General features: G+C 26.4%; 12 protein-coding genes and 1 other annotated feature. Of the genes, 10 read left to right on the top strand and 2 right to left on the bottom strand.

Features of this window, described 5'->3' with window-relative positions; all coding sequences use genetic code 11:
* Positions 1-110: 110 nt before the first annotated feature.
* The 3 genes from VJI94_RS02700 to VJI94_RS02690 are packed head-to-tail and all read left to right on the top strand — an operon-like array spanning position 111 to position 5,846.
* Positions 111-2,486, top strand: a complete 2,376-nt coding sequence (locus tag VJI94_RS02700) for a DNA internalization-related competence protein ComEC/Rec2 (protein ID WP_324008237.1) — start codon at positions 111-113, stop codon at positions 2,484-2,486.
* A complete protein-coding gene (gene holA, locus VJI94_RS02695; protein WP_324008236.1) occupies positions 2,483-3,529 on the top strand; it encodes a DNA polymerase III subunit delta in 1,047 nt (348 codons plus the stop codon). Before VJI94_RS02700 ends, holA begins: the two co-directional genes overlap by 4 nt.
* A complete protein-coding gene (locus tag VJI94_RS02690; protein WP_324008234.1) occupies positions 3,522-5,846 on the top strand; it encodes a heavy metal translocating P-type ATPase in 2,325 nt (774 codons plus the stop codon). Before holA ends, VJI94_RS02690 begins: the two co-directional genes overlap by 8 nt.
* A 45-nt stretch (positions 5,847-5,891) precedes the next feature.
* Here VJI94_RS02690 and VJI94_RS02685 read toward each other — a convergent pair whose 3' ends face one another.
* Positions 5,892-7,334, bottom strand: coding sequence for a leucyl aminopeptidase (locus VJI94_RS02685; RefSeq protein WP_324008233.1), 1,443 nt, complete (start codon positions 7,332-7,334; stop codon positions 5,892-5,894).
* A 100-nt stretch (positions 7,335-7,434) separates the two neighbouring features.
* Entirely contained in the window at positions 7,435-7,890 is a 456-nt protein-coding gene (locus VJI94_RS02680) for a COG2426 family protein (RefSeq protein WP_029948650.1), read from the bottom strand.
* Positions 7,891-8,011: 121 nt separating this feature from the next.
* Positions 8,012-8,128, top strand: a sequence feature (ribosomal protein L10 leader region).
* Positions 8,129-8,149: 21 nt separating this feature from the next.
* Here VJI94_RS02680 and rplJ point away from each other — a divergent pair.
* The 7 genes from rplJ (at position 8,150) to VJI94_RS02645 (ending at position 13,230) form a co-directional block, all read left to right on the top strand.
* Positions 8,150-8,653, top strand: a complete 504-nt coding sequence (gene rplJ, locus VJI94_RS02675) for a 50S ribosomal protein L10 (protein WP_029948651.1) — start codon at positions 8,150-8,152, stop codon at positions 8,651-8,653.
* A gap of 29 nt (positions 8,654-8,682) precedes the next feature.
* A complete protein-coding gene (gene rplL / locus VJI94_RS02670) occupies positions 8,683-9,057 on the top strand; it encodes a 50S ribosomal protein L7/L12 (protein ID WP_004833133.1) in 375 nt (124 codons plus the stop codon).
* Positions 9,058-9,303: 246 nt separating this feature from the next.
* Positions 9,304-9,819, top strand: coding sequence for an NUDIX hydrolase (locus tag VJI94_RS02665; RefSeq protein ID WP_004833134.1), 516 nt, complete (start codon positions 9,304-9,306; stop codon positions 9,817-9,819).
* Positions 9,820-10,080: 261 nt separating this feature from the next.
* Entirely contained in the window at positions 10,081-10,419 is a 339-nt protein-coding gene (locus VJI94_RS02660) for a type II toxin-antitoxin system PemK/MazF family toxin (RefSeq protein ID WP_004833135.1), read from the top strand.
* A gap of 16 nt (positions 10,420-10,435) precedes the next feature.
* The gene (locus tag VJI94_RS02655) at positions 10,436-11,308 is read left to right on the top strand and encodes a hypothetical protein (RefSeq protein WP_004833136.1); all 873 of its coding nucleotides are present in this window, start codon (positions 10,436-10,438) and stop codon (positions 11,306-11,308) included.
* Positions 11,309-11,324: 16 nt separating this feature from the next.
* Positions 11,325-12,434 carry an FAD:protein FMN transferase gene (locus tag VJI94_RS02650; RefSeq protein WP_324008232.1) on the top strand — a complete coding sequence of 370 codons (1,110 nt, stop codon included), beginning with the start codon at positions 11,325-11,327 and terminating at the stop codon, positions 12,432-12,434.
* A gap of 196 nt (positions 12,435-12,630) precedes the next feature.
* Positions 12,631-13,230 (top strand): TetR/AcrR family transcriptional regulator, encoded by a 600-nt coding sequence (locus tag VJI94_RS02645; protein ID WP_004833138.1) that lies wholly within the window; start codon positions 12,631-12,633, stop codon positions 13,228-13,230.

Below are 13,230 nucleotides of genomic sequence, written 5' to 3'. Positions count from 1 at the left end.
AAAGCTGTAATTATTTCATCATAATAACCTAAATTTAATTATCAAAAAGGAATTATGATATAATAATTATGTATTGAAGAATGATTTATGATTTTGTATTTGGAGGAAGTATGAAAAGAAATATTATTTTTTATCTGATTTCCTTAATATGTGGAATTTTATTTTGTTATTTTCTAAAAATGGAACATTTTACAAAATTTTATATATTTTTAGGTTTATCAGTTACTTATATAGTTTCATATTTTTTTAGATTCAATAAAATAAAATTATTTCTTTTGATTTTCTCATTAGGCTTTTTAGTTAGCTTCTTTTCAGAGAAAGAAAGTAATTTAAAACAATTCTTTGATCAAGAAGTTTCTTTTACAGGAGAAGTTTTAAATTCAACTGCTCGTTCTGATGGAAATGGATTTAAGCATGAAATTAAATTAAAAAATATTGAAAATATAGAAAAATCAGAGAAAATTTTACTTTTTACAAATCATAAAAAGTTTGAAATTGGAGATATTGTAAGTGTAACTGGAAAACTTAGAGAAATAAGGTCAAATGGTAATCCAAGACTTTTTAATTATAAGAGATTTAATTTAAAAAAGAATATATATTCAAATATTTATTCTGATGATGTGAAAAAAATCGGAGAGAATAAAAATTTAAAGAGAACTTTTCATAATTTTGTCGAAAATGTCTTTGATACTTCTCTTTCATCTGAAAATTCGGATATTATGAAGAGGATATTTCTTGCAAATAATTATGATACGGCTTTTGAAAATGATATTAGAGAAATTGGACTTTCACATATTTTAGCCGTTAGTGGTCTACATATTGGAATAATATATTTAATTTTAAGTAAAATTTTAGTCATTTTACCAATAAAAAGAATTTTTAGAGAAGTTATAATTCTATTTTTTATATTTTTATATTCATATTTAATTGGCAATCCTGCAAGTGTTTTAAGGGCGGAAATATTTTTGCTTATTTCTATATTTTCGTCACTTTATGGAAAAGTTAAAGATAGATTAAATGACCTTTTGTTGACTATTTTTGTCATTTTATTAATAAATCCATATATGATTTTTGATGTAGGATTATATTTAAGTGCGTTTTCAGTACTTGGAATTATAAAGATTTTACCATATTTTTCAAATAAGAGAGATGGCTTTGTTCTTAAATCTTTAAAACTTACATTTTCAGTTATGCTTATAATTTTACCTATTATTTTATATACTTTTGGAAAGTTTTCAGTTATTACCTTCTTTAGTAATTTAGTATTAACACCAATTTTTGTAATTTGCATAGTTATTTCGTTTTTTATTTTGTTATTTGGTTTATTTAGTTTAAAAGTTTGTGTGCTTTTAGGATTATTAGTTAATAATTTATTAAATCTTATAAGATTAAATGTTGATTTTTTAAAGGATATGAATATAAACATTACTTTTTATGAATATAACATAGTACTTTTAATTTTTACATATTTTTTACTTTTAATTTATTTTAAGAGGAGAGATTTTAAGTATTTTACATTTGATAACTTTAAATTTTTTATACTTTCTGTTATGATTCTATTTGTTTCTACAAATATTTATAACATTTATAAAAATGAAGTAAATATCAATTTCATAGATATAGGACAGGGAGATGCCTGTTTAGTAAGAGGAAAACAGAATAATATTCTAATAGATACAGGTGGAATTACTTTTGGTAAAGGAGATAACGGAAAATCTGTTTTAATTCCATATTTACAGAAAAATGGGGTTAAAAAACTAGATTTTGTATTTGTTTCGCATTTAGATGCAGACCATTGTAAAAATTTGGGCTCTTTATCTAAGGAAGTGGAGATTAAAAATTTATTTTTTAGAAAAGACGGGTATAGAGATTTTGTAAAAAAATATGGAGAAGTTAAGGCTGAGAATATTTATAATATTGAAAATAATTTAAAAATAAATTTAGAAGATGTAGATTTAGAAGTTTTAAAAGCAAAAGATTCTACAGAAGAAAATGAAAGATCCATAATAGTTAGAGTTACAGTAAATGGAAGGAAAATACTTTTTACCGGAGATATTGGAGCTTTTACAGAAAATCAGCTTATAAAAAACGATATAGACTGTGATTATCTGAAAGTTGCTCATCATGGGAGTAAGAATTCTAGTTCACCTGAATTTTTATCAGCTTCAAGTCCAAAAACTTCTATAATTTCCTGTGGTTATAAAAATAGATATAACCATCCACATAAAGATGCACTAGATAGAATAAAATCTACAGGAAGTGATGTTTTTAGGACTGATTTACAAGGAAATATAATACTTAGAATTAATAAATTTGAAGAAAAAATTATAGGTTTTAGAGAAATTGATGGTAATTTATTAGGTTTATTAAATTTCTATTTTATGGATATTTTAAATATTATAATGTATTTATTAGGATTCTTTGTTTTAGTTAAAATTAGGAAAGATTCAGTTATAGATTTAGACTTTATTGAGGAGGAACTATGAATTATATACAAGCTATGAAGTTGCTAGACAATGGGGAACTTAATGGTATATATGTTTTAAGTGGGGAAGAAATTTTTTTGATAGATAGATTTGTTGAGCTATTTAAAGAGAATATTGTTTCAAAAGATTTTTTTGATATGAATTATATCGAATATGATTTTTCGAAAATTGACTTGCAAAAGTTAAAGATTGATTGTGAAACAGCTCCATTTTTTAGTAATAAAAGACTTATTATTGTAAATGATGTAAATCTTTCAAAAAATGGAATTTCTATATATAAAAATTTTTTTGAGGAAATGTATGATTATATAGATAAGATTCCAAATACAACAGTTCTTCTTTTTGTCATGAAAGGAAGTCTTGCTTTTCGTGGTAAATTTTATAAACAAATTTCAATTTTAGGTCATAATATTGAATTAGTAAGATTTAATGAAATTGAACTTTTTAAATTTATTAAGAAAAGATTTGTTTCAAAAAATATCGAAGTTAAAGATATTGTTTTAAAATATATTATCGATAGAATTGGGTATTTAGATAGTAGCAGAGAAAAAAATCTTTATGATGTAGAAAATGAAGTAAATAAACTTCTTAACTCATTTTCTAAAGATGTTTTAGATTTTAAAGATGTTGATGAAATTTTAGTAGATAAATTTGAAAATAGTATTTTTAAATTACTTGATATGATTTCTAAAAAAGATTATAAAAATTCTATTAAGATTTTAGTTGAGCTTAAAAAATCGGGAGAGGACTCTTTTTCTACATTTTATATGATTGTAAGATATATTAGAAATCTTTTAGGAGTAAAAGTTTTGAAACTAAAACAAAAACACATAGATTATATTTCAAAAGAGCTAAAAATTTCAAACTATGAATGTAAAAAATTGTATTCCGTTTGTGATAATTTTTCAATAGAAACTCTTTGCAATTATATTGATTTAACATATTCTGTAGAATCAGATATTAAGACAAAAAATAGAGATATAGATTTATTGTTGGAGCTTTTGATTTCAAAAATGTCATTAGGAGGTGCTTCTTTTGAGTAAAAAGGTTAATATTTTTGTTGACGGAATGACTTGTCAAGCTTGTTCTATGAAAGTTGAAAAGGGACTATCAAAGCTTAAAATAGTTGAAGACGTCTCTGTAAATCTTATGAGCAAAACTGTCACAGTATCCGTTGAAGATGGAGCGAAAGTTGAAGGTCTTATCGGAGTTATAAAGAGACTTGGATATAAACCGAAAAGAGATGAGGTAAAAATTGAAAAGAGCAGTATCAAAGTTGAAGATATTGAAAAAATAATTTCTGAGTTAAAAGAAAAAGATACTGTTTTAGTAAAAGATGAAGATGACATTTTAAAAGTAAAATACTTAAAAGATGTTGTTTCTTTAGATGAAATAAATTCAATTTTGGAGAAATATAAAATTTCGGTTAAAAAAGAAAAAAAGGAAAGACAAAATATATATGAAGATGAAATTAAGGACTTAAAAAAGGACTTAATTATTTCAATAGTATTTAGTGTTCCACTTATGGTTTCAATGTTTTTCCATATGTTTAATTTGCATAGATTTATGTTAAATGGTTATATTCAATGGGCTTTGGCAAGTGTTGTTCAATTTTATGTAGGTAAAAGATATTATATAAATGCCTATAAAAACTTAAAAAATAAAAGTACAAATATGGATGTTTTAATAGCTTTTGGAACTTCAATGGCGTATTTTTATTCAGTTTATAAAGTTTTAATAGGAAGCGTTGATGTTTATTTTGACAGTTCTGCAATGATTATAACTTTAATTTTACTTGGTAAATTTTTTGAAGCAAATGCAAAGTCAAATACTTTCGGGGCAATTATGAAATTGATGGATTTGAAAGCGGACTATGCAATTGTAATTGATGGTGATAAAGAAGTTAAAAAGAATATTGAAGATGTAAAAATTGGAGATATTGTTTTAGTTAAACCTTACGAAAAAATTCCGGTTGATGGAGTTATTATTTCTGGTAGCAGTTCTGTAAATCAAGCTATGATTACCGGGGAATCCGTTCCTGTCGAAAAGAATATAGGAGATACTGTTATTGGAGCAACCAATAATATCGAGGGAATTTTAAAAATTGAAGTAAAGAGTACAGTAGAAAATTCTGTATTATCTAAAATACTTGATTTGGTTCAAAATGCTCAGACAAAAAAAGCCCCTGTTCAAAGACTTGCAGATAAAATTTCAAGTTATTTTGTACCGGGTGTAATTTTGTCATCTTTAGCTACTTTAGTAATTACTTATATTGTTACAAAAGATTTTACAACAAGTTTATTAAATAGCTGTGCAGTAATGGTTATAGCTTGTCCTTGTTCACTTGGATTGGCAACACCAACAGCGATTATGTCAGGAACAGGAGTCGCTGCACAAAATGGAATTTTAATAAAGAGTGGAGAAGTCCTAGAAAAAATTCATAAAATGGATAGTATTATTTTTGATAAAACCGGAACTCTTACAACAGGAGAATTAAAAGTTATTGAAATAAAGAATAATACTGTTTTATCAGAAGGAGATTTCTTAAGTATAATTTATTCTTTAGAAAAAAATACAGATCATCCTATCGCAAAATCTATTGTAAACTTCTGTAAAGAAAAAAATATAAAAGAATTGGATATTTCAGACTTGAAAGTAATTGCAGGAATGGGAATTCAAGCTAATTACGATGGTAAAGAAATTTTGATTGGAAAGAGAAAGTATATTGAAGAAAAACTTGGAAAATTAGAACTAAATATAGAAAATGAATTATTGACTATCTTTATTTCGATAGGAAATGACTTTGCAGGTTTTGTAGTTTTAGAGGATGAAATTTCAAAAAACGCTTTTGAAATAATTAAGAAATTAAAAGAAAAAAATATTGATGTTTATATGATAACCGGAGATAGTGAAGTTGTAGCCAGAAAAGTTGCAAATAAACTTGGAATAGAAAATGTGCTTTATGAAGTTATGCCAGATGAAAAATCTCAAAAAGTTTTAGAATTGCAAAAACAGGGAAAAATTGTTGCAATGGTAGGGGATGGAATAAATGACGCTCCTGCTCTTGCAAGTGCAGATATAAGTTTTGCAATGGGAACCGGTACAGATATTGCAATGGAAACTTCAGATATTACTTTGATGAACGGTAATTTAAACACACTTTTAAACTCAATCAATATAAGTGAACAAACTCTTAAAATAATCAAACAAAATCTATTCTGGGCATTTTTCTATAATATTATTGCAATTCCATTTGCCGCATTCGGATACTTAAATCCAATGCTTGCAGGATTTACAATGAGTTTTAGCTCAGTAAGTGTTGTTTTAAACAGTTTAAGATTAAAAAGATATAAATTTTAGCAAAAATGGTATGCCTTTTATGGCATACCATTTTTAAATTCTTAATTATTTTTTATTGTATTTTTTTACAAAATTATAAAGTGTTTTTACAGGAGTACCACTTGCTCCTTCAGGATTTGTTCCCCAAGCTGAATTTGAGTATGAAGGACCTGCAATGTCTAAATGAACCCAAGGAGTGTTTTCAACGAAGTGTTCTAAGAAAACTCCTGCAGTAATTGCTCCGCCGGTTCCGGGAGCAGTTACATTTAATAAATCTCCAACTTTTCCTTTTACACTTTCTTTATGTTCTTCATAAACAGGAAATCTCCATAAGTATTCACCCATAAAGTCTGCTGATTCTTTAATTTTTGCAAAGACTTCATCATTATTACTTACAGCTCCAATAACTCTTGAACCCAAGGCTTGAATACAAGCACCTGTTAAAGTTGCTACATCAATTATACATTCAGGGTTTAATTTTGATGCTCCATAGTAAATAGCATCTGCTAAAGTCAATCTTCCTTCAGCATCAGTATTAATTACTTCAATAGTTGAACCTTTCATTGAAGAAATTATATCTCCATTTCTGTAAGCATGTCCATTAATCATATTTTCACAAGATGCAACAAGTGCAATTACATTTCTTTGCACTTTCATTTTTCCTACTGCATACATTGTTGAAATAACAGAGGCACTTCCACCCATATCAGTTTTCATAGTAACCATTCCTGTAGCAGGTTTGATTGCATATCCACCTGAATCATAAGTTAAACCTTTACCAACTAAAACAATAGGTTTTTCATCTTTGTTTGGTAAATGTTTCATAATTATAAATTTAGGGGGTAGGTCACTACCTTGTGCTACTGATAGAAAAGCATCCATTTTTAAAGATTCAATTTGTTTCTTTTCCAAAACTTCAACTTCTACACCAACTTTTTCAAGTTCTTCTTTTGCAAATTTCGCTAAAGTTTCAGGATAAATATCATTAGCAGGTCTATTTACAAGATCTCTACACATAAATACTGCTTCCATTATCGCTTCAATTTCTTTAATTCCATTTTCTACAATTTCTTTTTTGTCTTCTAAAACATCAAAGAATACTTCACATTCGAATTTATCTTTCTTTTCTTTTAAGAAATTATCAAAAGCATAAGTAACATTTATAATGCCTTCAATCATTGCTTGAGCAGTTAATTTATAACAAATACCATCAAACTTTTTGATTTCGATATTACAAGATTTTACATTATTAGATTTTAAGATTTTTCCAAGAGAAAGGAAGGCTCTTCTGATGTTTTCAAGAGAAATTTCATCTTCTTTTCCCAAACCTAATAAAATTACATTTTCAGAATTTGGACCTAGATTTGAAAAAATTTCGCCTCTTTTTCCGTTAAAAAGTTTGTTCTCTTTTACATATTTTTTTAACTCTTCACTTATTCCGCAAACATCGTTTCCATCAAATAAAGTAATAACTTTAACTATTCCGGAATTGCCAATTTTAAATTCCATATACTACCTCCAAAAATATATTAGATAATAAATATCTTACATATATAATAACCAAAATTTTGATTTTTTGCAATAGAAAAGGACAACTGAGTTGCCCAATTTAAAAAATATTAAAACTAATTGTAGCCATAATTATTCCGGATAGAATTAATCCCATAATAGCCGCTAAAAAACTTGTTTTAAAATCTATATCTAAAATACTCGCAGCAAGTATACCGGTATATGCACCGGTACCCGGAAACGGAATACCTATAAAAATCGCAAGTGCAATTAAAATTCCTCTTTTACCAGATTTTTTTAAAATTTTTTCTCCTGCTTTATGCCCTTTTAGTAAAATTTTTTTACAAAACTTTCCAATATACCTTTTATGTTCACCCCAAATTAAAATCTTTTTAGCAAGAAAGTAAACAAATGGAACTGGAATTAAATTTCCTATTAGTGCAATTATATATGAACTTAGAATCGGAAGTCCCATTGCTTGGGAATATGGAATGGCACCTCTTAGTTCAATAACCGGCACCATTGAAATTAATAAAACTAAAAAATATTTTAACATCAAATCACCTATAATTTTTCTTAAATAATGTATATATTCTACCATAAAAACGAAATAAAAGAAATATAAAAAAATTTTTAAAAAAGTATTGCATTTATTTTGAAATATGGTATAATATATATGTTAATTTTATAGGCTACCCAAGACCGTAGGGACATTCGTTTAAAAATCCTACATAGGTGGAAATACTTATTTTGTATTTTATCTCTACTCTTGGTAGAGATTTTTTAATATGTAGCCTTTTATGGAGGTGAAAAAGATGAAAGATTCTGTTTTAGAACAAAAACAAGCTGTTATATCAGAAATTAGAGAAAAGATTGAAAATTCCGGATCTTTAGTTTTAGTTGACTATAGAGGCTTAACTGTTGAACAAGTAACTGACTTAAGAAAAAAATATAGAGAAGCTGGTGTTCAATATAAGGTTTATAAAAATACTATGATGAAATTAGCCTTTAAAGAATTAGGTTTTGAAGATTTTAATCAATATTTAGAAGGACCAAGTGCCGTTGCGTTTTCAGGAGAAGATTTAACAGCAGCAGCTAGAATTACTAATGAATTTGCAAAGTCAAATGAAAAGTTGGTTATTAAAGCAGGTATATTAGAAGGAAAGATTTTAGACACTAACGGCGTTAAGGCTGTTGCAAACATTCCTTCAAGAGAAGTACTTATTGCAAAATTACTTGGCAGCCTAAAGGCTCCGGTATCAAATTTTGTGTATATGTTAGATGCACTAAGAAAGAAAAAAGAAGAAGAAGCAGCTTAATGGTTGCGTAAAATTTTAGGAGGTATATTATGGATTTCGAACAAATATTAGAAGCAATTGAAAAATTATCAGTTCTTGAATTAAATGAATTAGTTAAAGCAGCAGAAGAAAAATTTGGAGTTTCTGCATCAGCACCTGTAGTAGTAGGTGGAGCTGTAGCTGGTGGAGAAGCAGCTGGAGCAGCAGAAGAAAAAACTGAATTTGATGTAATTTTAGCATCAGTTGGAGCAGAAAAAATGAAAGTTGTTAAGGCTGTTAAAGATTTAAGTGGATTAGGCTTAAAAGAAGCTAAGGAAGTAGTTGACAACGCTCCAAAAGCTGTTAAAGAAGGAGTTTCTAAAGAAGAAGCTGAACAAATGAAAGCTAAATTAGAAGAAGTGGGAGCTACTGTAGAATTAAAGTAAGAAATTATTTCTATTTAAATTTAAGTATTAAAAGTGGATTTTTATCCACTTTTTTTGTAGAAATTTTTAGTACTTATTAAGTATTGATTTATTTTTCTTAAAAATATATAATGAATAAATAAGATTATTTAAGAGGAAATTTTTTAAACGAAAACAATAAGATTGATTGACATTACTTATAAAAATGTTATATTTTTTATTAATTTGTATAATGATGTAAATAAATTTATATAAGGAGGGCATTTGTTGAAAGAAGTTTTTGCTATTCCAGCCGTAGGGGCATTAATTTACAGAATTAAGGATAATAAATTAAATATTTTAGTCCAAGAAAGGCATAAGGAAAATGAAATTTTTGAGAAAGGTTTATTAGAATTACCGGCAGGAAAGATTAGAGAATATGAAGATATTTTTAAAGCGTTAAAAAGAGAAGTAGAAGAGGAAACAGGATTAACAGTTATAGAAATTATTGGTGAAAATAATATAGATACTAGAGAAATGGGTGAATATACTGTTAATAGTTATGTTCCATTTTGCTGTACTCAGAATTTATCAGGAGGGTATTCCATTATTCTTCAAACTTTTTTATGTAAAGTTGAAGGTAAAATAATACCAAATTCCAATGAAACAAGAAATGTTAGATGGATGAATGTTGATGACATATATAGTTCTATTAATAAAAATTTAGAAGCCTGGTATCCTATGCATATTAATACATTATTTAAATTTATTGATTATTATCAAAAAGGGTTTATTTATGAGTGATAAAGTTCAATACTTTAATATTGTAAAAAATATTTATTAGATGAATTTCAATATTTAAAACTATTTGATTTTTTGAAGGATAAAATTATAATTAATATATATGTATGTTCTACTACTTGTAATTTGTATTATAATCCGCTTTTTTATGAAAATTTTTAATAATTATTATTAAGTATTGATTTATTTCTCCTAAAAATATATAATAATTAAATAAGATTATTTAAGAGGGAGTATTTTTAGTTTTACTAAAAGAAGATATATATGAAGGTAAAAAGAGGAGATATTTTTTATGCAGATTTAAGTCCCGTTGTAGGTTCTGAACAAGGAGGAGTAAGACCTGTCCTAGTTGTTCAAAATGATATCGGGAACAAATACAGCCCGACTGTAATTATTGCAGCTATAACTTCTCAGATGAATAAAGTCAAACTTCCAACTCATGTTGAAGTTTCAGCAGAATTTGGGCTTCCTAAAAATTCTGTTGTATTGCTGGAGCAAATAAGAACCATAGATAAAAAAAGACTTAGAGAAAAAGTCGGTTTTACGGATGAGTTCTTTATGAAAAAAGTTGATGAGGCACTTTTAAAATCTGTAGGAGTTTAGTACATAGAGGGAAAATATGCTTAAATTGGTAGAAAATATAGAATTTATAAAAAATAGAAAATTAGAAGTCAATAAAATAGATGAGAAAGAATTTATTTTGGAAAATAAAAATGAAAAGTATATTTTAAATTTATTTCCGTTTGGAAAATTTTCTAAAATAAGTAAAATTTTTGATTGTTTAAATAAATTATCTGAAGAATTTTCTAATATTTCTTATGGAGATATTGGAATTTTAAATGATAAATTTTGTTATAGAATTATTCCTTTTGTTATTGATGAAAAAAATAATTTGACTGATGAAGAAGCTTACAATATAGGATTTGAAATCGGGAAATTTGTTTTTGAATATCATAAGAGTTTTCAAGGTTGTGATTGTGGTAGGTGGAATAAGCATTATAATTATAGGATAAATAAATTCTTACACAAATACGGACTTGGAAAGTACAGAGGGAATCTTGACTACGTTCTTTTTGATTTTTTGGAAAGAAATAGGTATTGTTTAAGTGAGAGGACTTGTACTACTATAATTGGAATTAACGGTCTTAATGATATAAAAATTTCAAAAGACGGAAAGTTTCAAATTATAGAAGAGTATAAAATTTTAAGGTCTGATTCGTATTTTGAGTTTAGAAATTTGAATTTATATTATGATGATAATGCAAGTTTATTGACAGGAATTGTTGATGGATATTTTAATAATAATGTTCCGAGAGCATTTTTTAAACTTTTAGGAGTATATACTATAATTGAAAATTTATATGATATTTTTGTTGAAAGTAATGATTTTGAAGATGAGATAATAAATGAAAAGATAACAAAAATTAACGATATTTATGATGGATTTTCGAGTATATATCCTATTTGGTATTTAAGACATAAAAAATTTTAATAGAAGTTGGAGAAAGATGAAGAAATTTAATAGAAGTATTATAGGGTTATTGTTATGTTGTTTAGTTTTTGGAGCTTGTTCAAAAAAAGCCGAAAACGAGGAATTTAAAAAAAATGTGAAAAATAATGAGAGTGCAAGTTTTAAGAAATTTTCAAAATCATTTTTTGGTGTTTTTGATACAGATGTGGCTTTCAGTGCATATTGTGTAAATGAAGAGGAATTTAATAAATATTTCAAAGTATTGGAAGAGGATATGAAAAGATACCATAATCTTTACAATTCTTTTGAAAATGCTAATGAAAATAATATAAAAACTATAAATGATAATGCGGGAAAAGAAGCAGTTAAAGTTGATAAAGAAATTATAGAGCTTTTGGAATTTTCTATTGAGAGTTATAAAAAACTCTCTGATAAAAATAATATTGCAATAGGAAGTGTAACTTCTCTTTGGAAAGCTGAAAAGGATGCAGCTGTTGATCTTAAGGGAAAACTTCCTGATGATAATAAAATAAAAGAGGGATTAAAACACACAGATATTAATAATATTGTAATTGATAAAGAGAATAGTACGGTTTTTCTAAAAGATAAGGATATGAAGCTAGATGTTGGAGCTATTGCAAAAGGTTATTCAGTAGAAAAAGTGATGAATAAATTAAAATCAATGGGTTTAAAATCTGCAATAATTTCAGCAGGTGGAAATGTAAAAGCCATTGGAAGTCCCTTAGAAAAGGATAAAAATAAATGGGGAATCGGAATTCAAGACCCTAAGTTCGATTCTGATAAAGTTGATATTAAAGAAGTCATTTTTTCAAATGAAACTTGTGCAGTAACCAGTGGAGATTATCAAAGATTTTATTTTGTAGGAGATAAAGCATATAATCATATTATTGATCCAAAAACAGGTTATCCTAAAGATAAAATTAAGAGTGTAACAGTTTTGTGTAATGATTCCGGTCTTGCGGATTTTCTATCAACAAGTTTGTTTTTAATGGATGTTGAAGAAGGTAAAAAACTTTTAGAAAAAGTAGAAGGAGCGGAAGCTTTTTGGATACTTTCAGATGGAAGCGTACATTATACGGAAAAAATGGGAAAAATGTTGCAAAGTAAAGGAGCTACAAATAAATAAAGTTAAATTATATATCAAAAGTTAGGATTCTTTCCTAGCTTTTTTTATGTTTGAATTAATAATAAGTTTTTTATAATAAGAGCATAAAAATAATAAAAAAATTTCAAAAAAAGTATTGAACATTGTTCATAAAAGTGTTATAATAACTTTTGTAAAAAATAATGAACAATGTTCAATAAAATGAAAGGGGGCAATTATGACTGCTATAATAGATAAAAAGATGAGCAAAGAGGTTAAAATTATTAAAGCTGCGCTTGAAGTTTTCAAAGAAAAAGGTTATGAAAAATCAACTATTAGAGATATTATGAGCAGAACTGAATTTGGATTAGGAACTTTCTATTTATATTTTAAAAACAAACAGGATTTGAAAGAACAAATAATTTTAGACAAAGCAATGGATTTAGTTGTTCATGCTGAAAATAAATGTATTCATACTGATTCTGTTGAAAGATATATTTGTTTTTTAAATTATATTATTGATTATTTGATTGAAAATCCATTCGATTTAGAGCTAATATCTCAAAATATTAATTGGACTTTATATACAAAGATTGAAAATGATAAAAGATTTATAGAGGCTGATACAACTTTAAAGTTTATACTTAGTAAGTATGAGAAGTTGTTTTCACATAAATATTCTTATTCACAAAAGTTATATATCCTTTCATTAACCATAGAAATAGTAATTTCTACTTGTAAGAGTGCAATTATGAAAGATTCTATTTTATCAATTGATGAAATGAAAGCTGTTTTATTTGAAGTAATAAAAAAAATATTGATAAGTAATGGAGATTAA

Source organism: Parvimonas sp. D9, from assembly GCF_035282565.1.
GTDB classification, from domain to species: Bacteria; Bacillota; Clostridia; order Tissierellales; family Peptoniphilaceae; genus Parvimonas; species Parvimonas micra.
The sequence above is the reverse complement of the archived record's forward strand: the minus strand, read 5'-3'. Positions and strand labels throughout refer to the sequence as shown.

Excerpts from the sequence above, each read along its gene's own strand:
- VJI94_RS02655 (WP_004833136.1), top strand. The coding sequence starts at position 10,436 with ATGCTTAAATTGGTAGAAAATATAGAATTTATAAAAAATAGAAAATTA.
- rplJ (WP_029948651.1), top strand. The coding sequence starts at position 8,150 with ATGAAAGATTCTGTTTTAGAACAAAAACAAGCTGTTATATCAGAAATT.
- VJI94_RS02700 (WP_324008237.1), top strand. The coding sequence starts at position 111 with ATGAAAAGAAATATTATTTTTTATCTGATTTCCTTAATATGTGGAATT.
- VJI94_RS02685 (WP_324008233.1), bottom strand. The coding sequence starts at position 7,334 with ATGGAATTTAAAATTGGCAATTCCGGAATAGTTAAAGTTATTACTTTA.
- VJI94_RS02650 (WP_324008232.1), top strand. The coding sequence starts at position 11,325 with ATGAAGAAATTTAATAGAAGTATTATAGGGTTATTGTTATGTTGTTTA.
- holA (WP_324008236.1), top strand. The coding sequence starts at position 2,483 with ATGAATTATATACAAGCTATGAAGTTGCTAGACAATGGGGAACTTAAT.
- VJI94_RS02680 (WP_029948650.1), bottom strand. The coding sequence starts at position 7,890 with ATGTTAAAATATTTTTTAGTTTTATTAATTTCAATGGTGCCGGTTATT.
- VJI94_RS02660 (WP_004833135.1), top strand. The coding sequence starts at position 10,081 with ATGAAGGTAAAAAGAGGAGATATTTTTTATGCAGATTTAAGTCCCGTT.
- VJI94_RS02645 (WP_004833138.1), top strand. The coding sequence starts at position 12,631 with ATGACTGCTATAATAGATAAAAAGATGAGCAAAGAGGTTAAAATTATT.
- rplL (WP_004833133.1), top strand. The coding sequence starts at position 8,683 with ATGGATTTCGAACAAATATTAGAAGCAATTGAAAAATTATCAGTTCTT.